27 protein-coding genes are annotated in these 20,338 nt (G+C 61.3%); all 27 read left to right on the forward strand.

Translation table 11 applies throughout. The features are described 5' to 3' along the window. Window positions 1-2: 2 nt before the first annotated feature. The 27 genes from AC0L27_RS17330 (at window position 3) to AC0L27_RS17460 (ending at window position 20,211) form a co-directional block, all read left to right on the forward strand. The gene (locus tag AC0L27_RS17330; RefSeq protein WP_473319812.1) at window positions 3-467 is read left to right on the forward strand and encodes a hypothetical protein; all 465 of its coding nucleotides are present in this window, start codon (window positions 3-5) and stop codon (window positions 465-467) included. Beyond that, the gene (locus AC0L27_RS17335) at window positions 464-1,723 is read left to right on the forward strand and encodes a PBSX family phage terminase large subunit (RefSeq protein WP_473319813.1); all 1,260 of its coding nucleotides are present in this window, start codon (window positions 464-466) and stop codon (window positions 1,721-1,723) included. The genes AC0L27_RS17330 and AC0L27_RS17335 overlap by 4 nt, the downstream gene beginning before the upstream one ends. Then, window positions 1,723-3,165, forward strand: coding sequence for a DUF4055 domain-containing protein (locus tag AC0L27_RS17340; RefSeq protein WP_473319814.1), 1,443 nt, complete (start codon window positions 1,723-1,725; stop codon window positions 3,163-3,165). The genes AC0L27_RS17335 and AC0L27_RS17340 overlap by 1 nt, the downstream gene beginning before the upstream one ends. Beyond that, window positions 3,155-4,252, forward strand: a complete 1,098-nt coding sequence (locus tag AC0L27_RS17345) for a phage minor head protein (RefSeq protein WP_473319815.1) — start codon at window positions 3,155-3,157, stop codon at window positions 4,250-4,252. Before AC0L27_RS17340 ends, AC0L27_RS17345 begins: the two co-directional genes overlap by 11 nt. A 41-nt stretch (window positions 4,253-4,293) precedes the next feature. Continuing rightward, a complete protein-coding gene (locus AC0L27_RS17350; RefSeq protein WP_473319816.1) occupies window positions 4,294-5,058 on the forward strand; it encodes a hypothetical protein in 765 nt (254 codons plus the stop codon). Between the two features lie 212 nt (window positions 5,059-5,270). Further along, window positions 5,271-6,404, forward strand: a complete 1,134-nt coding sequence (locus tag AC0L27_RS17355) for a major capsid protein (RefSeq protein WP_473319817.1) — start codon at window positions 5,271-5,273, stop codon at window positions 6,402-6,404. A gap of 73 nt (window positions 6,405-6,477) precedes the next feature. After that, window positions 6,478-6,810 carry a hypothetical protein gene (locus AC0L27_RS17360; RefSeq protein ID WP_473319819.1) on the forward strand — a complete coding sequence of 111 codons (333 nt, stop codon included), beginning with the start codon at window positions 6,478-6,480 and terminating at the stop codon, window positions 6,808-6,810. Between the two features lie 10 nt (window positions 6,811-6,820). After that, window positions 6,821-7,183: a SprT-like domain-containing protein gene (locus AC0L27_RS17365; RefSeq protein ID WP_473319820.1), complete on the forward strand. Its 363-nt coding sequence runs from the start codon at window positions 6,821-6,823 to the stop codon at window positions 7,181-7,183. After that, a complete protein-coding gene (locus tag AC0L27_RS17370; protein WP_473319821.1) occupies window positions 7,183-7,410 on the forward strand; it encodes a hypothetical protein in 228 nt (75 codons plus the stop codon). Before AC0L27_RS17365 ends, AC0L27_RS17370 begins: the two co-directional genes overlap by 1 nt. Continuing rightward, entirely contained in the window at window positions 7,407-7,970 is a 564-nt protein-coding gene (locus tag AC0L27_RS17375) for a DnaT-like ssDNA-binding protein (protein ID WP_473319823.1), read from the forward strand. The genes AC0L27_RS17370 and AC0L27_RS17375 overlap by 4 nt, the downstream gene beginning before the upstream one ends. Continuing rightward, window positions 7,970-8,344, forward strand: a complete 375-nt coding sequence (locus tag AC0L27_RS17380) for a hypothetical protein (protein ID WP_473319825.1) — start codon at window positions 7,970-7,972, stop codon at window positions 8,342-8,344. The genes AC0L27_RS17375 and AC0L27_RS17380 overlap by 1 nt, the downstream gene beginning before the upstream one ends. Then, window positions 8,341-8,751 carry an HK97 gp10 family phage protein gene (locus AC0L27_RS17385; protein ID WP_473319826.1) on the forward strand — a complete coding sequence of 137 codons (411 nt, stop codon included), beginning with the start codon at window positions 8,341-8,343 and terminating at the stop codon, window positions 8,749-8,751. The genes AC0L27_RS17380 and AC0L27_RS17385 overlap by 4 nt, the downstream gene beginning before the upstream one ends. 42 nt (window positions 8,752-8,793) lie before the next feature. Then, entirely contained in the window at window positions 8,794-9,228 is a 435-nt protein-coding gene (locus tag AC0L27_RS17390; RefSeq protein ID WP_473319827.1) for a phage tail terminator-like protein, read from the forward strand. Between the two features lie 8 nt (window positions 9,229-9,236). Continuing rightward, window positions 9,237-9,707 carry a hypothetical protein gene (locus AC0L27_RS17395; RefSeq protein WP_473319828.1) on the forward strand — a complete coding sequence of 157 codons (471 nt, stop codon included), beginning with the start codon at window positions 9,237-9,239 and terminating at the stop codon, window positions 9,705-9,707. A gap of 45 nt (window positions 9,708-9,752) precedes the next feature. Beyond that, a complete protein-coding gene (locus AC0L27_RS17400) occupies window positions 9,753-10,166 on the forward strand; it encodes a hypothetical protein (protein WP_473319829.1) in 414 nt (137 codons plus the stop codon). After that, a complete protein-coding gene (locus AC0L27_RS17405; RefSeq protein WP_473319830.1) occupies window positions 10,166-10,480 on the forward strand; it encodes a hypothetical protein in 315 nt (104 codons plus the stop codon). The genes AC0L27_RS17400 and AC0L27_RS17405 overlap by 1 nt, the downstream gene beginning before the upstream one ends. 38 nt (window positions 10,481-10,518) lie before the next feature. Next, window positions 10,519-10,728, forward strand: a complete 210-nt coding sequence (locus AC0L27_RS17410; protein WP_473319831.1) for a hypothetical protein — start codon at window positions 10,519-10,521, stop codon at window positions 10,726-10,728. Next, entirely contained in the window at window positions 10,725-13,001 is a 2,277-nt protein-coding gene (locus AC0L27_RS17415) for a phage tail length tape measure family protein (protein WP_473319832.1), read from the forward strand. The genes AC0L27_RS17410 and AC0L27_RS17415 overlap by 4 nt, the downstream gene beginning before the upstream one ends. Further along, the gene (locus tag AC0L27_RS17420) at window positions 12,998-13,687 is read left to right on the forward strand and encodes a hypothetical protein (RefSeq protein ID WP_473319833.1); all 690 of its coding nucleotides are present in this window, start codon (window positions 12,998-13,000) and stop codon (window positions 13,685-13,687) included. Before AC0L27_RS17415 ends, AC0L27_RS17420 begins: the two co-directional genes overlap by 4 nt. After that, a complete protein-coding gene (locus AC0L27_RS17425; RefSeq protein ID WP_473319834.1) occupies window positions 13,684-14,295 on the forward strand; it encodes a hypothetical protein in 612 nt (203 codons plus the stop codon). The genes AC0L27_RS17420 and AC0L27_RS17425 overlap by 4 nt, the downstream gene beginning before the upstream one ends. After that, the gene (locus AC0L27_RS17430) at window positions 14,292-14,717 is read left to right on the forward strand and encodes a DUF6950 family protein (protein ID WP_473319836.1); all 426 of its coding nucleotides are present in this window, start codon (window positions 14,292-14,294) and stop codon (window positions 14,715-14,717) included. Before AC0L27_RS17425 ends, AC0L27_RS17430 begins: the two co-directional genes overlap by 4 nt. Then, window positions 14,710-16,185, forward strand: a complete 1,476-nt coding sequence (locus tag AC0L27_RS17435; RefSeq protein WP_473319838.1) for a phage tail protein — start codon at window positions 14,710-14,712, stop codon at window positions 16,183-16,185. The genes AC0L27_RS17430 and AC0L27_RS17435 overlap by 8 nt, the downstream gene beginning before the upstream one ends. Before the next feature lie 64 nt (window positions 16,186-16,249). Next, a complete protein-coding gene (locus AC0L27_RS17440; RefSeq protein ID WP_473319839.1) occupies window positions 16,250-17,638 on the forward strand; it encodes a hypothetical protein in 1,389 nt (462 codons plus the stop codon). Next, complete coding sequence (locus AC0L27_RS17445) at window positions 17,628-18,191, forward strand: SGNH/GDSL hydrolase family protein (protein WP_473319841.1); 564 nt, start codon at window positions 17,628-17,630, stop codon at window positions 18,189-18,191. The genes AC0L27_RS17440 and AC0L27_RS17445 overlap by 11 nt, the downstream gene beginning before the upstream one ends. Before the next feature lie 334 nt (window positions 18,192-18,525). Then, a complete protein-coding gene (locus tag AC0L27_RS17450; RefSeq protein WP_473319842.1) occupies window positions 18,526-19,356 on the forward strand; it encodes a lysozyme in 831 nt (276 codons plus the stop codon). A gap of 102 nt (window positions 19,357-19,458) precedes the next feature. Beyond that, a complete protein-coding gene (locus tag AC0L27_RS17455; RefSeq protein WP_473319843.1) occupies window positions 19,459-19,887 on the forward strand; it encodes a hypothetical protein in 429 nt (142 codons plus the stop codon). A 69-nt stretch (window positions 19,888-19,956) separates the two neighbouring features. After that, window positions 19,957-20,211 carry a hypothetical protein gene (locus AC0L27_RS17460; protein ID WP_473319845.1) on the forward strand — a complete coding sequence of 85 codons (255 nt, stop codon included), beginning with the start codon at window positions 19,957-19,959 and terminating at the stop codon, window positions 20,209-20,211. Window positions 20,212-20,338: the final 127 nt, after the last annotated feature.

The raw sequence follows: 20,338 nt of genomic DNA on the forward strand, positions 1-20,338 counted from the left end.
GCATGGCCAACAACCACACGAGAGTGCAGCAAGAGTTCATCGTTCGCAAGCTCGCTGCTTTTGAGCCGCCACGTAACATCGTGTTGGATTTCGCAGCCGTGTTTTCAGACACCCGATGCGACGAGAACGACGTGCGCCGGCTAGATCCCGCCAATGGGCAATTGCCATTCGATCTGTTCAATCTGTTCAAAACGACCCGCGAAGCCGTCCTGATCGATCCCAATTCGGCACCGTTCGCCGCGCAGCAAGCGCGCCTGATCGCGCTCAGCAAGGACGCGATGTTTTACCGCGGCAATAACCAGCTTCCCGAATCGCGCGCCGTGATGCGCCAGATCGCCGAGGAATTGGGCGCGATCGGAACCAAGGGCGCAGGTAAGGCGGCGGTGCCCGCAGAGGACGCTAAGAAACTGGTCGCCATCACCCGCACCGTTGTGGACCCGACCCCGCCCGAGGCGCCCGCCGCATGATCGCCGCTGGCCGCACATTGGACATTCCCACGCCCCGCGCGTTCCTGCCGTTCCTTGGCAAACAGGAATTTCAGGGCGCTAAGGGCGGCCGCGGCGGCGGCAAGTCGCATCTGGTCGCCGGCCTGCTCGTCGAGGAAATGCTTTCACAGCATACGCGCGTCGCGTGCGTGCGCGAGGTGCAGAACTCGATTAAGGACTCGGTCAAGCAGCTCGTCGAGGACTATATCGGCTCGTACGACGTCCGCGAACAATTCAAGATCACAGAACGCGAAATCACCTGTCCGGCGACGGATAGCCTGATGATTTTCCGGGGCTTGCAGAACCACACAGCGACGACCATCAAGTCGCTCGAAGGGTTTAACCGTCCTTGGTACGAGGAAGCGCAGTCACTTTCCAAACGCTCGCTCGAGTTGGCCATTCCCACGTTCCGCAAGCCTGGCACGATCCAGCGGTTTACGTGGAACCCCGATCTCGACACCGACCCGGTCGACACGTTGTTTCGCGACAACGCGAACGATCCCGACTTCGTTTGTGTCGAGGTCAACTATTGGGATAACCCTTGGTTTCCCGACGTCCTGCGCAAGCAGATGGAGCGCGACAAGGCCCGCGACCCCGAGAAATATCAGCATGTCTGGTGCGGCGGCTATCGGCGCAATTCGGACGCGCAGGTTTTCCGCAACTGGAAAGTCGAACGGTTCGACCCGCCGCCCGCCGGCACGCCGCTGTATCTCGGCGCCGATTGGGGCTTCACCATCGATCCGAGTGTTTTGGTGTGCTGCTACATCGTCGGCCGCAAGCTCTATATCTGGCGCGAGGTTTGGGAACTCGGCGTCGGTATCGATCGCCGCGGCGCGTTGTTCGACAAGATCGACCCGGATTGGAATATCGCGCGCGCGAAGGATCCGAATTGGAAATCGCTCGCGCGCCGCTATCCAATCACCGCCGACAGCGCCGAGCCGCAAACGATCGATTTCCTGCAGCGCAACGGCTTCTCGCGGATGCAGCCGGCCGTCAAAGGGCCGAACAGCGTCGAGGAAGGCGTTTCGTTCCTGCAGGGATACGACATCGTCGTGCATCCCGATTGCAAGCACGCTGAAAAGGAACTGCGCCTCTACGCCTACAAGACCGACAAGAAAACCGGCGCGGTGCTGCCCGAACTCGACGACAAGGACAATCACGTCATTGACGCGCTGCGCTACGCCCTCGAGACGGTGCGCCGCGCGACCACCACCAAACGCCAGGAGCTTAGATTCTGATGGCCAACGATGTGTCGACGCCCTCCCCCGAACAGGCCGAAATGGTGGCGGAGGCTCGTCCGATCCGCGTGCTCATGGGCGGCACCAAGGCAATGCGCGCAGCGGGCGAGGAATTCTTGCCGCGGCAGACGGCCGAAAGCGTTGCCAACTATGAGGCGCGCAAAAAGCGGTCATTCCTCTACAACGCCACCAAAAAAACGGTCAAGGACATGACCGGTAAGGTGTTCACCAAGCCGATCGTTTACGACAAGATCGCCGACGCCGATCTGAAAACGTGGTTTGAAAATGTGGACAATGCCGGCCGGCATCTGAATGTGTTCGCGCGCGATTGCTTTTTCGACGCAATGCAGCCGGGCATTGGGTTCATCTACGTGGACATGCCGCCCGCCGTGCAGCGCGAGGACGGCCAACCCGCGACGCTGGCCGACGAACAGAAGGCCGGTATTCGGCCATATATGAAATGGATCCCGCTCGAAAGCCTGATCGGCTGGAAAACGGCGACCGTCGCGGGCGTCGAAGTGTTGACGCAAATTCGCATCAAGGAATGCGTCACTGAGCCCGACCCGGAAAATCCCTTTCAGGACAAGAGCGTCGATCAAATCCGGGTCGTGAATCGCGGCGGGGGATGGCAGACGTTCCGGGAGCAGAAGGGCACCGACGGCAAATCGACGTGGGTCCAGAACGCGAACGGCACGATTAGCCAAGTCGAGATCCAGCTTTTCCCCGTCTACATCAACCGCGACGACTTCATGAAAGCTTGCCCGCCGCTTACAGAATTGGCGGAATTGAATATCGCGCATTGGCAATCGTCCAGCGACCAGCGCAACATTCTGCACGTCGCGCGTGTTCCGTTCTTGTTCGGTGCGGGTTTCGACACCGACGATACGATTGTCATCGGCGCGGCCGAAATGGTGCAGTCGTCGAAGTCGGACGCCAAATTGGGTTATGTTGAGCATAGCGGCGCCGCGATCAACGCCGGCGACAAGGACTTGGAGAACTTGGTTCTCGGGATGCAATCCATGGGGTTGCAGCTCTTGGTCGACGGTCAAACACAGCAGACCGCGACCGGCGAAGGCCGGGACGAGGCTAAAGAGACCGCATCGCTCGCCATGATGGCAGGCGCACTGCAAGACGCGCTCACGCAGGCCGCGCAGTCAATGGCGCGGTTCGCCGGCAAGACCCCACCTGCAGCCGGCGAAATCGTCGTGAACAAGGATTTTGGCGTCAACGGTAACAAGGCCGACCTGCAGTTCCTGACACAAGCGACAATCGCCAACAAGCTGTCGGAGGAAACCTATTGGGCGGAATTGCAGCGGCGCGGTACGCTCGGGGACGGCTTCGACCCGGCAGTTGAGCGCGTGCGAGTCGACGCACAGGTTGCCGCATCCATGCCGCCACCCGGCCAGGGAATGGACTTAGGCGCGGGTGGCAATGGCAACTAAGACCACCACCAGCGCGAACGATACGCTCGTCGATCTCTACATCGAACGGGCGGTCGACCTCCTGCGCCTCGAGGCGGGCACCCGAAACAAGGTGCTCGCGATCCTGGCTGACCTCGAAGGCGAGTTGGTCGGGGCGCTTGCCAAGGTCGACCCGACCGGCGTCGGCAGCATCTCCGCGCAGCGAAAGCGGCTGGCCAAACTCTTGGAAGCCACGCGCGCGGCGATCCGCGCCGGCTACCGCGACGCGTCCAAATTGATGGCGAACGAAATCCGCGAGATCGTTGATCAGGAAGCGGTTTGGACCGGGCACGCGATCAATACGTCGATTGATTTCGAATTCGTCACGGGCGGGCTCACGCGCGCGGGGCTGGAAACGATCGCCTCCGACGTCCTGATCCAAGGCGCGGCATCGTCGGATTGGTGGTCGCGCCAGGCGCAGGACTTGCAGAATCGGTTCACCGATCAAATGCGGATCGGGATCGCCGCCGGCGAGACGAACGCCGACCTGATCGCCCGGGTGCGCGGCAAGGCCGGTCAATCCGGCATCATGGACATTTCCGAAAACTCGGCGACCCGGCTTGTCCGGACGTCGGTGCAGGCGGCCGCCAACGCCGGTCGGGAAGCCATGTACGAAAAGAACGCAGACATTATCGAATCCCTCGCCTGGCATGCCACCCTCGACACCCGGACGTCGATTTGGTGCATCACACGCGACGGGCACCATTACAGCAATGACGACGAGCACAAGCCCAAGGACGGCGGCCCGCCGTGGCTGCAAGGCCCGGGGAAAATCCATTGGTGCTGCCGATCCACCAGCGTTCCGAAAATGAAATCGTGGCGCGCCCTCGGCATCGATATGGACGAAATCCCGCAGACGACCCGGGCCAGCATGGACGGCCAGGTCGCGGCCAAAACCACGTTCGAGGGCTGGTTATCGAAGCAATCCGCTGCAAGGCAAGACACGGTGTTGGGCGCGACGGTCGCCGACCTGTGGCGCCGCGGCAAACTGAATTTCCGCGATCTGCTCGACCAGTCGGGCCGGCCGCTAACGACCGAGCAACTTCGCGAGAAGGCAGCGCGGAAATAACCCCGCCGGCGGGACGCCGGTTCTAACAGCGAGAAGCTGACATGGCTTTGCCACTGATTGTCGACGACATCACCACCATCCCCGAGGCGATTCGGGGCGAATACGCTGAAAAAGACGGCAAGTTCACCCTGTCCGTGACCGGGTTGGAAGCCACCTATGTTCCGCGCGACGCGCTGACCAAGGCGAACCGGGAAGCGGCCGAACGCCGCCACGCCCTGACTGCATGGGAAACCGCCGTTGCCGGCCGCACCGTCGAGGACGTGCAGACGCTCGTCGCCGATTACGACGCCGGCAAGTTCAACAAGGGCAAGACCAAGGAAGAATTCGACGCCGCCCTGCTCGCGCACAAGACGGCCACTGACACGAAGATCAAGGCGGCGAATGACGAACGCGAAGCAGCGCTCGGTGTCGCGCGCAAACATCTGGTTGATGGTGATCTGAAAGGCGCCTTGGCTGGCGCAAAAGCGACCAAGACCGGCCTGGCGATGCTGCCGAAAATTCTCGGCGATCGCATCGAACTCACTTTCGAGAACGGCGAACCGGTGCGTCGCATCTTCAACGCCGACGGCAAGACTCAAATGATCGGCACCGGTTCCGATGGTTTCGCCACCCTCGACGACCTGATGAAAGACGTGGTTAAGTCGTTCCCCGATTTGTTCGAAGGCTCCGGCGCTGGCGGCGGCGGTGCTCCGCACAAGTCCGGCGGTGGCGGCGGTAACAAGACGTGGACGCAGGCGGAATTCAACGCCGCCTCGCCCAAGGACCGTGCCGCCAAGATGACCGACGGCTATTCGATCGTCGGTTAATTCCTACGAGACGAGACGACCAGGGCCGCCCTTTCGGGGGCGGTCCTTTGTTATGTTGACAATTTACATAATTGCTGATACCGTGCCCGCGTTCATCCGTCCTATGCGGCGGTCTGAGGCGTGACGCCTCTCTGTAGCTGCTCTCCGCGAGACGCGGTGGCGCTCTCACCAAGCACACCCGATCAACGCGCGTTTCGCGTCACGGAGACTTCATGTCCAATAGCTTGACCGTTCTGGCCCCGACCCTGTTTTCGGCGGCCAAGGAAGTTGCCGCGGAGCCGTTCGGCGTCGTCGGCGCTGTCAACACGTCGTTCGACGACAAGGGCGTCGCCAAGGGCGATAACGTGTCCGTCGACGTCGCGCCGACCCGCGCCGCGTCCGACTTCACCCCCAACAACGTCGCTTCGACCGGCACCGACTCGACCGGCTCCAAGATCGACGTCACGATCACCAAGTCCCGTAAGGTCGACTGGCATTTGACCGGCGAGCAGATCAAGTCGCTGCAGAACGCCACGATCAATCAGGATTGGGTCAAGCAGCTCGTGTCGCAGGGTATGCGTACCCTCCGCAACGAGTGCGAAGTCGACGCCGCGATTGCGGTCAAGGTCGGCGCGTCCCGCGCGTTCGGCACCGCCGGCACGACCCCGTTCGCGTCCGATCTCACCGCGCTCACCAACGCACGCAAGATCCTCGTGGACAACGGCGCGCCCAAGGCCGCCCTGCAGATGGTGTTCGACACGAACGCCGGCCTGAACCTCCGCAACCTCGGCGTTCTGCAGAATGCCTACCAGGCCGGTGGCGATCAGGAGCGCCGGACGGGCGAGTTCCTGCCGCAGATGGGCTTCCGCCTGTCGGAGTCGGCCGGCATTGGCCTGCACACCAAGGGCACGGGCGCGTCGTACACGACCACCACGGCGGGCTTTGCGATCGGTACCACCTCGATCCCGCTGATCACCGGCACCGGCACCGTTCTGCCCGGTGACGTGATCACGATCGGTTCGGACACGAACAAGTACGTCGTGACCTCGGGCATCGCGGCGCCCGGCACCATCACGATCGCGGCACCCGGCCTTAAGGTCGCCGTGCCGGCGTCGGCCACCGCCGTCACCGTCGGCAACAACTACACCGCCAACCTCGCTTTCGAGCGGAACGCAGTTGTGGGTGTGCTTCGCCCGCCGATCATGCCGCCGAACCCGACTATCGAGCAGATGCTCGTTTCGGACGACAAGGGCATGACCTACCTGATGCTGCAGATCGCGCAGTACGGTCAGATTTCTTGGGAATTGCATCTGGCCTGGGGCTTCAAGTCGATCAACGGCGAGTTTTCGGCCCTCGTCCTCGGCTAATCCGGCCGCGGCTTCTAAGAGCGGCATCCTTCGGGGTGCCGCTTCATAGAGTCCACGTCAACGGAGCTATCGCGTGACTGATTTCGCCAATCTCCTGGCCGTCAAGTCCGATCACCCTGACCACGTGCAGGGTTATTTCCTGATCGCCAAATGGGATTTCGACCCCGAACAGCATTCATTGTTCGAAGGCCGCACGATCTTGTCCCCTGAATTGCCGCCGCCGCCTGGCGCACCGCCCCCGCCTCCCGGTTCTGCGGATCCGCTCGACGGTCTCGCCGAGAACTGGCGCGAGGATCACGGCGCCCGCCTGAAATCGATTGCACTGGCCGTTTCCGGTCGCAGCGTCGAGAACAAGGCGCAGGCGATCGAAGTCATCGAAGCGGCATTGGCGGCTCGTCCGCAGTAAGGAACACCGAATGCCGCTGCCACTAACTCCCGAGATGTTGGCAGCGGCATACGACTATCTGAAGGCGACCCCGCCGTTCAAGGGCTGGAACATGCCCGAGTCGGACGACGTCAAATTCATCGTGGCCAAATTTCGAGACGACTTCGCGCAATACCGCTGGAATGGGAAGCAGCACACCATTTCAGTTTCGTCAAATGCCGTCGGTCAGACCGTCACCCTGATCGAGAAAATGGCCCACGAAATGATCCATCTGCATCTCGAAGATAGCGAGATGGAAAGCCGCGGCACGAATAACACGCACGGCGTCTGGTTTCGGAAGTTTGCAGCACAGGTCTGCCGGGTTCACGGCTTCGACTCGAAGGCGTTCTATTGATGAACTGGCTTCTGACATTCGCCGCTGTGTTCGCCCTCGACATCGTTTGGGCGCGCTACACCATTTCCCTGACCAATGATCGTCCGATGCGCGCAGGCACCTACGCCAGCATGGTCATTGCCTTGAGCGGCTTCGCCGCGATCAATTACGTCAACGATCCGTGGATGCTCCTGCCGGCCGCAGCCGGCGCATTCGCGGGAACAATCGTCGGGATGGTAAAACAATGAGCCTCGACAGCACCGCCGGCGGCGCCGCAGCCGAATCATTATTTTCCGTCACCGAGGCGGACACCTATTTCAGCAACCGCGGCGTGACCGCGTGGGCGGCCGGGTCGACTGCGGCCAAGGAACAGGCCGCGCGGCTCGGGACGCAGTACCTCGAAAACACCTATCGCGGGAAATGGGTCGGGCTCACCGCGACGCAGGCGCAGGCGCTTTCCTGGCCGCGCGTGGACGGCTCCCGGGGCGGCCAGGGCCGTTCCTTCGGCTACGGCTACACGTTCCCGCTCTACGATATCAACGGCTGGCAAATCGATTCGACCACCATTCCGGCACAGGTCAAATATGCCGCGATGGAAGCTGCCCTGCTCGCGCTTGGCGGGACCAAGCTCGAACCGACCCTCGAGCGCGGCGGCCGGATCAAGAGCATCGCAAAGGTGGTCGGGCCGCTGTCCAAGTCGATCACCTACGAGGACGGCGCGTCGGCGCGTGACACCTATACGGCGATCGACGGCTATCTGCGCGGGCTCGTGCAGTCGAACAACAATGTGCAATTGGTGCGGGCGTGATGGCTGAGGTATTCGACTATCTCGAGACCCGGGACGACGCCGACGACCTCATTCGAGAGTTCGGAACGGCCGTCACGATCCGGCGCCAGGTCGCCAGCGGGTCGCCGTTCGACCCCACCCTGACCCCGACCGATTACGCCACGCTCGGGGCCAAGATCGAATTCACCTACAGGCAGACGCAAAGCGGCAGCGTCCTGGCCACCGACGAACGGTGGATGATTGCCGCCGGTCCCCTCGCCGCCCTCGGGATTACCGACATCCTGCCGTCCGACCATATCGTCGTCGGCGGGGTCGAACACTCGGTCGGGCCGCTGTCCAAGCCGATCGCGCCGGCCGGCATCGTCTGCGCGTTCGACTGCCAGGCGCAGAAGTGAGCAGCGGGTCGCTATTCACGGCGCAAATTGCCGCTTTCGTCGAAAAAGCAAAGGGCAACGCCGATCTGGTCGTGCGCAAAATCGCACTTGAAATGTTCACGCGGGTGGTCATCAAAAGCCCCGTGGACACCGGCCGGTTCAAGGGAAATTGGCAGGTCGCCATCGGATCCATTCCGGCCGGGACGCTGAAAATTGACGACAAGGCCGGCACGGCGACCATCGCCAAGGTCACGGCCGCGACGCTGAACCTCGAAGCCGGCCAGGTCATCTATTTGGTCAACAATTTAGAATACGCGCAGGCACTTGAGTACGGCCACAGCAAGCAGGCACCGAGCGGAGTTGTGAGGCTGACCATCTCCGAATTCAATGCGGTGGTCGATCGCGCCGCGCAATCCGTCCCGAAATGATCTAATGTTGACATTTTACATACGACGTGGTACGCCTACTTAATGTCCGCTGTGGGTACTGATGCGCTGATTGCCGAGGCATTGCTGAATCGCCTCGCTGCCTTTACCGCATCGCCCGCTTTGCAAGTCGCCTGGCCGAACGTGCCTTTCCCGGCGCCGCCCGCCACTGACAAGCCGGACACGTATTTGCAGGCGTCGGTGCTTCGCGCGCAGACGCAGGGGATCGGGATCGCGGCTTGGGATGAGCACGCCGGCATTTTGCAGGTAGACGTTCTCTACAAGGCGCAGGACGGCGATATCAAGCCGCTCAATATCGCCGCGCAAGTCGCGGCATGGTTCGGGCGCGGGACGCGCATGGTCAACGGCGCTGTGACGGTGTCGGTCTACGAAACGCCTTCGATCGCGTCGTCGATTCCCAACGGCGACGGTTACATGAAATTCCCGGTTTCGGTGCGTTACCGGACCTTTGTTCAGTAGGAGTCAAAATGGCCCTCTATCCCGTTGCCGGTTGCCACATCTACATTGGCGGCGTTCTGTCCGACAAGTCGACCGATTTCGTTGCCTCCGATTTCAACGGCCAGTCGTGGACCGAAATCGACGGTTGGGAGACCATGGGCGCCCATGGCGACACCGCGCAGGTCATCACCACCAGCCTGATCAATCGTGGTCGCGACATCAAGCAGAAGGGCACCAGCAACGCGGGCTCGATGCAGAACGTGTTCGCCGAGATCAAGACCGATGCCGGCCAGATCGCCTTGCTCGCCGCGCAAATCACCAAAAACAACTACGCATTCCGCATCGACTACAACGATGCCATCACCACCACGCCGACGAAGCACTATTTCGTTGCCCTGACGATGACGGGCGAAGCGGCGGGCGGCAGCGCGAACACCATCCGCAAACTGAACGCCACCCTCGAAATTAATTCCAACGTCGTGGAAGTCGCCGCGTCCTAACGCGCGGCCCACACCCGCCCCTTTCAACGTTTCGGAGCTGAACCCATGACCGATATTGTCGTTACCGCGGCCAACGTACTGGCAAGCGGTCAGGCGCTCAAAGAGACCGGAATCGCTGGCGTCGCGGTCACCGCCGGTCAGACGGTCTACAAGGAAGCGAGCACGAGCCTGTTCAAGCTCGCCGACAGCAACAGCGCCACCGTCGAACAAAAGGCGGTCTATGGCGTCGCGCTTCACGCCGCCGCCATCGGTCAGCCGCTCACGGTGGTCAAGGACGATCCGAGCTTCACGCCCGGCGCGACCGTCGTTGTCGGCACGACCTATTGGCTGTCCGAGACGCCCGGCGGGATCCAGCCGGTGGCCGATCTCGGCGCTGGCGAGCAGATCGCCTTGGTCGGCATCGGCAAGACCACGAGCACGATGGTGCTCAAACTCTGGAACACCGGAGTCACCCTGTAATGGCGAACGCTGCAATCGGCGAGGTGGACTCGCCGCTCGGGACGCTCAAGTGCTCTATCGCGGCCGCGCGCGTCGCGAGCCAGGTCGGTGGCGGGTTCATCGGCGCGTCGGCGCGTGTCGCAGCCTTCGAGTTCGACACCATCCTGCACATCATCGCGGCCGGTCTCGGCAAGAAGCCCGCCGACGTCGAGCAGGCGGTTTTCGAGGCAGGTATGCCGGCACTTTCCGGCCCGGTCTCCGCATTCGTCACCTACCTGGCCAACGGCGGCAAGCCTCCGAAGGATGAGGACTCGACCGGGTCGGGGGAAGCGTAAGCCACTCCGACTATTGGGAGTGGCTGGAAAACGAGGGGATGGGCATCGTGGGCTTTACCTACGAACAGGTTCAATCGATGCCCATGGATGCTGTCGCCCGCGCTATCGTCGCCCGCAAAAAGTTTGTCGGCGACATCCTCGCCGCCGTGTTTGGCACGCCGGACGAAGCGGAGGAAGCGCCGCAGGTTTCCAGCCGCCCGCTGACCCCCGCCCTATTCAAAGCCGCGATCATGGGTGAACGGTCTTGAGCGACATTGCCCGCCTTGGTCTAGCAATCGATTCCAGTCAGGCGAAATCCGCTGCGACGGATCTTGATCGCTTTCAGGCGTCGGCCAATCAAGCAGCCGCGGCCACGGATAAGCTCGCTGCATCGAGCACCAAGAGCAATGTAGCGGGTAAGACAGTCAAGGACGCTGCCGCCGGCGCGACGCAGGGGCACAATGCGCTCGCCGTGGCCGCCGGCAAGGCGGCCGTTGCCAATGACAACCTGACCAAATCCGCCGGCCTCGCCCGCCACGAACTGATCAACCTGTCCCGCCAGGCGCAGGACATTGGCGTTTCGCTGTTCTCCGGACAATCGCCCCTGACCGTTTTGGTTCAGCAAGGTACGCAGGTCGGTGACGTATTCGCCAATACGCAGGGCACCATCGGCGGGTTCGCGCGCCAAATCACCAGTGTCATCACCCCGGCGCGCCTTCTGGCGACGGGTGTCGTCGGCATTGGTGCGGCGTTCGCTTACTCCCTAGTGAGCATCACGCAAACCGCTAAGGCCTTCGACGACGTTTCACGATCGATCGGGACCACCACGGGTCAATTGCACGGCTTGCAGCAAGCCGCTTCGTTCAAGGGCATCGGCCAGGACGAGTTCCTGAAGACGATGCAGCAGTTCGGTGGCGCTGTTTACGAAGCGCAGCACAATATGGGCGGCCTCGCCGATGTCATGCGCAACAACGGCAAGTCGGCGAAGGATTTTAACGACTATCTGGAAAAAGCGGCCGACCTGATCAAGAACGCCGCGAGCGATCAGGCGCGTTTGCAGTTGCTGCAACAGATGGGCTTGCCCGCCACCATGGATTGGGTGCGGTTTCTGTCGCAAGGCGCGGCCGGGATCAAAGCCGCGACTGCGGAAGCTGCTAAATTCAACGACAGTGCCGAAGGCAAACTGATCGCGTCCGCGCGCAAGTTCGACGAAGCGTGGAACACCGCCACGACCAAACTCGTGCAGAACTTCAAAGCCGCGATGATTAATGTCGCCGGCGCGATGGCTGGCGTCGAAATTCCGCAGTGGCTCAAAAATGCCGCGTCAGGTGCGTTTACCGGTGCGAAGTATGGCGGCATTCCGGGCGCTGTGGCGGGCGGTCTCTACGGTGCATCCAAGGGCAACGACGCCAATTTCAACGATCGGTTTGGCGGCTTCGCATCCACCGGAAACGCGGGCGGCCTGCAACAAGGGCTAGATAACCGCGCCGCGGCAGCAAACCGCATTCGAGTGACCGTCGATCCCAATGCGGCAAGGAACGCCCTCGCGCTCGAGCAACAGCGCATCGGCATTTTGTCGCAGCTCGGGCGCGTCGAGGACGCCGTTCGCGGCAAGGAATTGGAAATCGCCGCCGCGCGCATGAACGGCGTCAAGATCACCAAGGACGAAGCCGACGCGTTGGTCGCTGTCACGCGAGCGCAGGCGGAAATGTCGCGCGTCTCGCAGCAGGCATCGATTGGCATCTATGATTTCGCCAAGGCGCAGCAAGCCGCGAACGACAATCTTAAGGCTTTGGTCGCGCAAGGTCTGCTCGACCCGAACAATCCAAAGCAGTATGAGGCGGCTGTTATATCGCTGCGCAAGTCGATGGAACAGCTTTCGGACCAGGCGGCGGTTGCTGGCTCGAACTTCGAGCAGTTGAAGCGCTACCAGCTCGACGCATCAAATACGCGCACCCTGTTCGATGGCTTCTCGGTGCGCTCGCTCGACACATTCGCCGACGGCCTGACCAGCATTGTGACAGGGGCCAAGAGCGTCAAAGACGCGTTCAGCGACATGGCCAAGTCGATCATCAACGATCTTGCTAAAATTGCCATAAAACAAGCCATCGTCGGGCCTATCGCGGGCGCACTGCAGGGTTTAGGTGGAATGTTCGGTCTGCCCACGGGCGCGCTGACGTCGTCCGGCAGTATTGCAGGGGCGATTGGACCGACATCCGTCGGCGGTGCTCCACTCGTGGGTGCCTTCGCCAGTGGTACTAATTCCGCGCCTGGCGGCATGGCCCTGGTCGGCGAAAAAGGCCCCGAGCTGGTCAACCTTCCGCGTGGCGCGCAGGTGTTCAACAACCGCCAAACGCGGGGCATGCTCGGTGGTACGGGCGGCGTGTCGTTCGGCGATACTGTCATCCAATTGAATGGCAATACTGACGAATACGGCCTGTCCCAGGTTCGCAAGGAATTGGCTGCGCACCGCCAGGCACTCGCCGGCATCGCCGGTCGCGGTCGCCGATCTGAACGCTTTGCGCAAACAGGTGTCGGATGAGCGTCGAAATCCCGTGGGATCGGCTGGTCGAGAACAGCCACGACTGGAATTTGCTCGGAACGGTCGCCATCGCCGGTCAAACCGCGGGCATGTCGGTGGACGTGCGCTCGGACGGCGGCGGCTTCTGGCAAGCGAGCCTTAATAACATCCGGTTTCGCGATCGATCGGACACGCAGCTTTGGCGAGCGTTGCGTCAGATCGCGAATGGCGGTGTCACACCGATTATCGTCTATCGCCGCGATACAACGTGGGCACCTTTCCCGGCCGACCCCTATGCGATCTTGCCCTATAGCGATGGTTCCTATTTCAGTGACGGCACCGGCTACTATACTCCGGTGATTGATGTCTCATGCGCTGTCGGAGCGGCTCTGCGTGCAACGTCTATGGTGATACGCCTCAACTACTGCGCGCCCCTGCAGGGCGGTGAGTGCTTCTCCATCGAACATGGGACCTATGGTTGGCGGCTCTACGAGATCGCCACGGCCATCGACAACGGGGACGGCACCACGACGATTACATTTAATCCCCCGCTTCGCGAAGCCGTCGCCGATGGTGACAATCTCGAATTCGATCGCCCGCGCTGCTTGATGAAGCTCGCCAACTCGTCCGCCATGGACCTGAATAATACGACCTATCCGTTCAGCATGGCGTCCGTCGTCTTCGTCGAAACGAAGTATGCCACATGATTTTGACCGACGCAGAACTTGCGGCCCTGTCCGGTGACGTCATCAACCTGGCGGCGTTCTTTCGCCTGGAGACCGACCCGGTCGTGCGCCTTTGGTTGGGCTTCGGCAACATCGCGGCGACGTCGAACGTGCTTGATCCCGACGGTGCAGAATATACCGGGTTCGGCGAAATCAACGGCCTCCCTGAATTCAGCCAAATGATCAATGGCGCCGCTGAGCGCGTCGACTTCACGGTCAGCGGCGTATCGGGGCCTGTTCTCGCCATTGCCGCGGCCGGCGATGCCACCAGTGTTCAAGGCAAACGCGTATCGATCGGGTTCGGCATCTTCGACGCCGCGTGGCAGTTGCTCGGCGCCCCGAAATGGTTCGCGCACTATCGCGCCGACGTCATGTCTATAAATCAGCAGCCGACCGGCGATCCCGAACAGCCCATTTTGCGAAGCATCACCCTGTCGTGCGGCTCACTGATGACCATGCGCCGCCGGCCTGCGCGCTCGTATTTCTCCAACGTTGACCAACAAGCGCGTCACCCCGGCGATCTGTTCTGCAGCCTGACGACCAAATACGCCCACGGATTTAGCAAGCCATGGCCGAAATTAGTATCATGAACCGATTGTCAGAATATTGCGGCGATGTGACTCGCGATCGGTGGCAATATGGCCGGTTGGATTGCTGCACGTTCATGGCCGATTGGCTGATGCGCCTCGGGCTCCCCGATGCTATGGCTGATCGTCGCGGCACCTACGCGACCCGGCACGAATACAAGGTCGCGATAAAGAGCGAAGGCGGGATGCTGGTGTCATGTCGCGCGCGATTCGCGGCGATTGGCTTGGAGGAAACGAGCGCTCCCGCGGCCGGAGACGTCGCCTTGGTACAGGCCGCAATCGGCCGACGTTTCGATGGTCGCATTGTCACCGCTCCGACCGGGGCGATTTGCACTGACGCGCGAATGCGGATGGTCGCCACGTCGACTGCCCTGGTGAACGCCCCACTTGCCACCGTCGCGGCGTGGAGGATCACTCGTGGCTGAAACAGTCGGCATTCTCATTCTTTCCTCAATCGAAGCCGCCGGCGCGAGCGGTGCAGCGGCTTTCGGCTCGACCGTCCTCGTAGGCACATTGACGGTCAATGCGGCAGTGGGTGCCGCCGCCATCACGGCCGCCTCGATTGGTCTCTCCTACGCGCTGGCATCCTCGCCGAGCGTCCCGAGTCCGGAAGCAGGTTCGCAGGCGATCAGGCAGTCGATCCCGCCCCGAATGCGTGGGTATTGGGTCAACCGCATGGCGGGCGTTTATGTCCTCTATGAAGCGGCCGGCGCTGCTCCGAACATTTCGTATGACGTGATCGCGTTTCATCACGGCGAAATTGACTCGATTGTTGAAGTCTATTTGCATGACGATCCTGTCAACGCGAACATGGATTTCAATAATTTCGAAGCAATCCTGACCATCAACGGCACTGCCGAGGGGTATTATCACGGCACCACGGGCACGGTCGAGGTGCAGATGCACAAGGGCACACCGACACAGTTGGCGTCGTCGTATCTGTACGGCGACGCGCAGATCAACTCAATCTGGACATCTTCGTTTTACGGGCACGGTATCGCCTACATGGTGATGAAGTGCGGCGGCCCGAACGACGCAAAGATATATTCGACGGTATTTCCGCATCAGAAACCCGAGCCGTCTGTCGTCGCAAAATGCGCAATGCATTTGGACAGACGAACGGGCATTACAGCGGCGAGCCCGAACCCCGTTGTGCAGTTGATCGACTACCTCACCGGTGATCCGGACGTCACGGGCGGTCCAGGGCTGGACTATGAAACCACGATCGCGCCTGTCATTGATCAATGGCACGTCGAGGCTGATTTGTGCGATGACATTGTCAGCAGCCTCAACCGGTATCGATCTGCCGGATGGTACACCTTCGACAACAAGCCGGAAGACGTGATCGGCAAGATCCTGTCGACGTGCGATGGCTATTTGGCCGAAAACGGCGATGGCACGTTGTCTATCACCGTTGGCTATTATCGTGAGCCAACCGAACCAGCGTTGACGTCGGAACACATTCTCGGAATCTCCGTTGATTACGGCACTCCCGACGAAAGCAAGGTCAACCAACTCGACGTCACCATCACCGACCCGAATCAAAAATATGTGTCGGTGCAGCTTGACCCGGTTCGCGACGAAGGATCGATTTCCACGTTCGGACTGCGCAGTCAGACGCTCGATCTGACATGGGTGCAGGTAGCAGCGCAGGCGAATCGGTTGGCCGAGCGCGCAATGCAGCGTCTCAATTCGGCGATGTCGGGTTCGATCGTTACCACGTTGTACGGATTTCGCTATTTTGGAAAACGATGGATGAAACTGCAATACCCGATCGCTGGTCTTGAGGATTGCGTGGTCGAAATCCAGACCATCAAGACCAATCTGCTTGCCGGTCAGATCACCTTCGAATGGAAACTGATCGATCCGACCGGCTACGCAGAAACCTCTTAATGTTGACAATTTACACTCGAACAAGTACGATGCGCCGCCCTCAAGGTGTCTGGAGTAAGGGAAAATGACGCTCACTGCGGCTCAGATCCTCCGCGACTACAATACTGACGGAGTGCCGGCGAGCGGTATTCATCAGACGGTGAAGCGCGAATTCCGCGATTGGGGAACGCAGGTCGAATCCGTCCTTGGTCAGATTGGGCTCGGTTACGCCACCCTGGCAAATATCAACGCCGATTTGGCTCACGCCGCCAATTCGCTTGCCTACGTCTATGGTGACTCAACGCCTGCAAACGTGGGAATTTACCAGAAGTCCGGTGCTTCGGGGGCAGGCTCGTGGTCGCGCGTCGCCGATCTGCCCATCGAAGTGCTGCGCTTGACAGTCACGGGAGGCACCGGAAACGCCATTCAGGCTTCGGCCTCGATGACCCCAACGACCCCCGGTAACAAGCTCTATATTTTCGTCGCAACCGCCAACAACACGGGCGCAGTGACGCTCGCGCTCAACGGTGGTACGGCGACCGCAATCAAGGACGCGTTCGGCTCGGCACTGGTCACGGGGGCTATTCTTTCGGGCGCGTCGTATGTGCTCGGCTATTCGGTCGATCATTATCAGTTGTTGCTCTCCCAGCCGGTCGACGCTAGCGGCGTGCTCGCCGACACTCTCACCGCGCGCGACGCGGCGGCGGCGTCCGCTGCGGCGGCTGCAGCATCGGCGGCCTCGATTCCGGATATTCTGACCAAAGTCGCCGACAGCCTGATCCAGAATAATGTCTCGGACACCAACAACGATATCGACGTGCTGCTCGACGGCGCGGCTGTCGTCACCAAGCGGCTCGATGCGGCGTGGGCGGTCGGCACAAATCAGGGCGGGCTCGATGCCGGCTCCAAGGCGATCAACAGCAGTTATCACCTCTACTTGATCCGCCGAAATTCGGATAGCGTGCAGGATGCGCTATTCAGCGCTTCGGCGACCGCGCCGACCATTCCGAGCGGCTGGACCAAGGTGCGCGTGCTTGGCGCCGTCACGACCAATGGTTCCGGCAACATCCGCCAGTTCATCCAGGCAGGTGATTATTTCGAGTTGCTGGTGCCGGAACTCGAGGCGAATGGATTTGCCAACGGCACCACCGCGAACCTGCGGACGCTCGCCGGCATGCCGCACGGCGTCAAGATGTTCGCCAAGCTCTACATCGAGGGCTCCAACTCCACCAGCCAAGGCGGTTACGTCAACGCATGGGACGCGGATCTTGGCGTCAGCGTCACCACGACCGGCGCGCTATATGCGGCCGTGGTGCGCCATTCCGGGGCGCAGTTCGCTGGCGTTGTCGCCGACGTCCTGACCAGTGCCGCCGGTCAGATCTATACCAACGACAACGCCGCCTCGGGAACGTCGACGCTGCTGATGGTGACTAAGGGTTGGTTCGATCCGCGGGTGCGCCGTCATGCAATCTGATGTCTCGATCGCGTTCTGCGGTACGTCGCTGTCGTGGTACAATTATTACCAACCGCCGCTGATAGCGCGGCTGCAGGCGGCGACCGGCAAGTTCATTCGCGAATTCGGCTATGGGTTCAACGGCTCGAACAGCAACGGGACCGACGGCGGCCTATCGCGCATCGGCCAGGTCGTTGCCGATCATCCCGATTTCGCGCTGATCGAATATTCGATGAACGATTGCGCCTTCCTGACCAGGGCGCAGGCGATCGCAAACCATGTCGCAATGCTCGATGCGCTCAAGACCGTGATGCCCGCCAGCCGTCTATTCCTGATGACGATGAACGACAGCACTGATCCGACCCGCACAACGCTCGGTGATTACTATGCCGATTACAGGACTTTGGCGGTGAGCCAAGGCGTCGGCCTGATTGACAATCAGCCGGTGTGGCAGGCCTACGGCTCGGTTGCGACCTACACGTCGGACGGCACACATCCGCGGCAGGCTGACACCGTGACCGTGACGACGCCGACAATCTTCAACGCGTTGCAGCCACTCATCGCTGCGCTCTGATCACCAGATTTGATCGGAGTCGTTGGCGGCGTCCTCCGCCCTGCGCTCGCGTGCGGTCATCGCCGATCGGCGATCACGGTCCTTGAGGCGTAGCAACGTGCCGCACGCCAGGATGAGTCCAGCGATTACAAGACCGGTGAGTGTGTCGATTGACATCATGTTCGCCAGCGTACCCGCCACAACCGCCCCGTGCAAGCCCCTTTTATGTTGACAATTTACATAAATCGTGCCACGGTGCCGAAATGGCCGCGATTGTCAAATGGTGCGAGGAAAACCCGGTGAAGGCGGCCTTGTGGCTGTCTGCGGGCCTCCTGCTCTGGTGGGGGCTGTCGCTGTGAACGACGGCCTGCAAATCAGCCCGCGCGGCGCTGCCCTGGTGCAGTCGTTTGAGAACTGCCTGACCGCGGTGAACGCAGCCAAGACCGAATTCAAGCCGTATTATTGCCCGGCCGGCGTTCTGACGATCGGGTGGGGTCACACCAACGACAACGGCCGCAAGTTCAAAGAGGGCGACGTTTGGACAAAGGGCGAATGCGACGCTGAATTCCGCGCCGATATGCGCCGGTTCGAGAAGGCCGTTAAGCGCCGCGTCAAGGTGGCGCTGACCCAATCGCAGTTCGATGCGTTGGTGTCGTTCACCTACAACTGCGGCGAAGGCAATCTGGCCCGTTCCGGTTTGCTCCGAAAGGTCAACGAAAAGGATTTCGACGGCGCGGCGGACGAATTCGCCAAATGGAATCGCGGCGGCGGCAAGGTGTTGCGCGGCCTGACGCGGCGGCGCGCGGCGGAAGCCGCCCTGTTCCGCGACGGAGCCCACGAGGATGTTCGCGCGAGCTACCGCGCCGAAGTGCGTCAGGATCCGCAGCCCGAACCAATGCCGCAGGGCGTTGACGCTCCGGACGGCACGGCGCGGCCGATGTCAGGATCGAAAATCGGCAATACGCAAATCGCCATCGGCGCGGCCGGCGCGGCTGAAGTCGCCGGCAAGGTTTCCGATGCACTCGACCAAGCCAAAACGGTCAAGCAGGGAGCCGAAGATTTGGGAATGGGCGACGTCCTGTCCCACCTTCTGACCATGCCGACGTTCTGGATCGCCGTGGCAATCGTCGTGGCCGCGGGCGCTGCCTGGTATTGGCGCAGCCAGCACGCAGCGGAGGGCGTTTGATGACCTTGCTCGCCGATACGCCACTTGGTCAGCCGTGGGGACTGTATGCGATCGGTGCCGCCTTCCTGATCGTCGTCGTTTGGGCTGCGTGGGCTCGCTGACATGCTGTGGTCCTGGCTGCAACTCGCCTGGCACTACCTGTTCGGATGGGCCGGTGTCGACATGCTGGTCGGCTTCGCGTGCGTCACGGTCGCCGTGCTCGAGCCGCCAATCGTCGCCGCGCTTATTCCGGATTTGCGCAAATGGGCCATCGCCGGCGCCGTGATCGCATTCACCTGCATGGGATTAATCGCCTATGGCTACAAAAGCGGCTCAGACGAAAAACAGCGCCAGTGGGATGCGGCGTTGGTTCGCGAATTCGACGTCGGCGAAAAGGCTCGTGCTTCTGCTGAGCGTGCTTTGCCTGACACTTCCGACCGCTGGGTGTTTAACGACGACCGGTTCAACCGCAATCATCGGGACCGACCGAGCGATGACCACAAAGGCCCGGTGCGCTGGCTGGCGATCAATCCATTTCGACGCGTGGAATGACACGCCGGAGACCATCAACGACATTCGCCGGCACAATCAGACCGGCGTGAACAAACGGTGTTGGACGAAATGACCGATCACGACACGAAATCCTTGGTCAAGGAAGCCGTAAGCGAATTCCTGCTTGCGCTCGGTGTCGACGTCGGTTCGCCGGCTGCGGTCATCGAATTGCAGAAGGATTTTCACCACGTCCGGCATTCGCGCCTCACGATGGGCGCCGTACGCAAGGAAATCGGAACCAAAGTCGTTTCGGTTTTGACCGGTAGCGCCATGACCGGCGTGATTGCCGTTGTCGGCTTCTATTTCACCACCAAGGGGCATTGAACATTGCCGACACCGCCGCGCTCGGATGAAAAGTGCCGCCAAGCCGTCGACGCCTATTTGGCCGCTGATCGTGTCAAGCAGCATGCAGCGGCGACACTTGGATGGGACCAAAAGACGTTTCGCGACA

Source organism: Bradyrhizobium sp. Ken51, from assembly GCF_055807435.1.

Excerpts from the sequence above, each read along its gene's own strand:
- AC0L27_RS17390 (WP_473319827.1), top strand. The coding sequence starts at position 8,794 with ATGTCCGCTGTGGGTACTGATGCGCTGATTGCCGAGGCATTGCTGAAT.
- AC0L27_RS17330 (WP_473319812.1), top strand. The coding sequence starts at position 3 with ATGGCCAACAACCACACGAGAGTGCAGCAAGAGTTCATCGTTCGCAAG.
- AC0L27_RS17455 (WP_473319843.1), top strand. The coding sequence starts at position 19,459 with ATGCTGTGGTCCTGGCTGCAACTCGCCTGGCACTACCTGTTCGGATGG.
- AC0L27_RS17375 (WP_473319823.1), top strand. The coding sequence starts at position 7,407 with ATGAGCCTCGACAGCACCGCCGGCGGCGCCGCAGCCGAATCATTATTT.
- AC0L27_RS17365 (WP_473319820.1), top strand. The coding sequence starts at position 6,821 with ATGCCGCTGCCACTAACTCCCGAGATGTTGGCAGCGGCATACGACTAT.
- AC0L27_RS17430 (WP_473319836.1), top strand. The coding sequence starts at position 14,292 with ATGAACCGATTGTCAGAATATTGCGGCGATGTGACTCGCGATCGGTGG.
- AC0L27_RS17345 (WP_473319815.1), top strand. The coding sequence starts at position 3,155 with ATGGCAACTAAGACCACCACCAGCGCGAACGATACGCTCGTCGATCTC.
- AC0L27_RS17395 (WP_473319828.1), top strand. The coding sequence starts at position 9,237 with ATGGCCCTCTATCCCGTTGCCGGTTGCCACATCTACATTGGCGGCGTT.
- AC0L27_RS17340 (WP_473319814.1), top strand. The coding sequence starts at position 1,723 with ATGGCCAACGATGTGTCGACGCCCTCCCCCGAACAGGCCGAAATGGTG.
- AC0L27_RS17400 (WP_473319829.1), top strand. The coding sequence starts at position 9,753 with ATGACCGATATTGTCGTTACCGCGGCCAACGTACTGGCAAGCGGTCAG.
- AC0L27_RS17425 (WP_473319834.1), top strand. The coding sequence starts at position 13,684 with ATGATTTTGACCGACGCAGAACTTGCGGCCCTGTCCGGTGACGTCATC.
- AC0L27_RS17380 (WP_473319825.1), top strand. The coding sequence starts at position 7,970 with ATGGCTGAGGTATTCGACTATCTCGAGACCCGGGACGACGCCGACGAC.
- AC0L27_RS17350 (WP_473319816.1), top strand. The coding sequence starts at position 4,294 with ATGGCTTTGCCACTGATTGTCGACGACATCACCACCATCCCCGAGGCG.
- AC0L27_RS17410 (WP_473319831.1), top strand. The coding sequence starts at position 10,519 with ATGGGCATCGTGGGCTTTACCTACGAACAGGTTCAATCGATGCCCATG.
- AC0L27_RS17440 (WP_473319839.1), top strand. The coding sequence starts at position 16,250 with ATGACGCTCACTGCGGCTCAGATCCTCCGCGACTACAATACTGACGGA.
- AC0L27_RS17460 (WP_473319845.1), top strand. The coding sequence starts at position 19,957 with ATGACCGATCACGACACGAAATCCTTGGTCAAGGAAGCCGTAAGCGAA.
- AC0L27_RS17355 (WP_473319817.1), top strand. The coding sequence starts at position 5,271 with ATGTCCAATAGCTTGACCGTTCTGGCCCCGACCCTGTTTTCGGCGGCC.
- AC0L27_RS17405 (WP_473319830.1), top strand. The coding sequence starts at position 10,166 with ATGGCGAACGCTGCAATCGGCGAGGTGGACTCGCCGCTCGGGACGCTC.
- AC0L27_RS17335 (WP_473319813.1), top strand. The coding sequence starts at position 464 with ATGATCGCCGCTGGCCGCACATTGGACATTCCCACGCCCCGCGCGTTC.
- AC0L27_RS17370 (WP_473319821.1), top strand. The coding sequence starts at position 7,183 with ATGAACTGGCTTCTGACATTCGCCGCTGTGTTCGCCCTCGACATCGTT.
- AC0L27_RS17445 (WP_473319841.1), top strand. The coding sequence starts at position 17,628 with ATGCAATCTGATGTCTCGATCGCGTTCTGCGGTACGTCGCTGTCGTGG.
- AC0L27_RS17420 (WP_473319833.1), top strand. The coding sequence starts at position 12,998 with ATGAGCGTCGAAATCCCGTGGGATCGGCTGGTCGAGAACAGCCACGAC.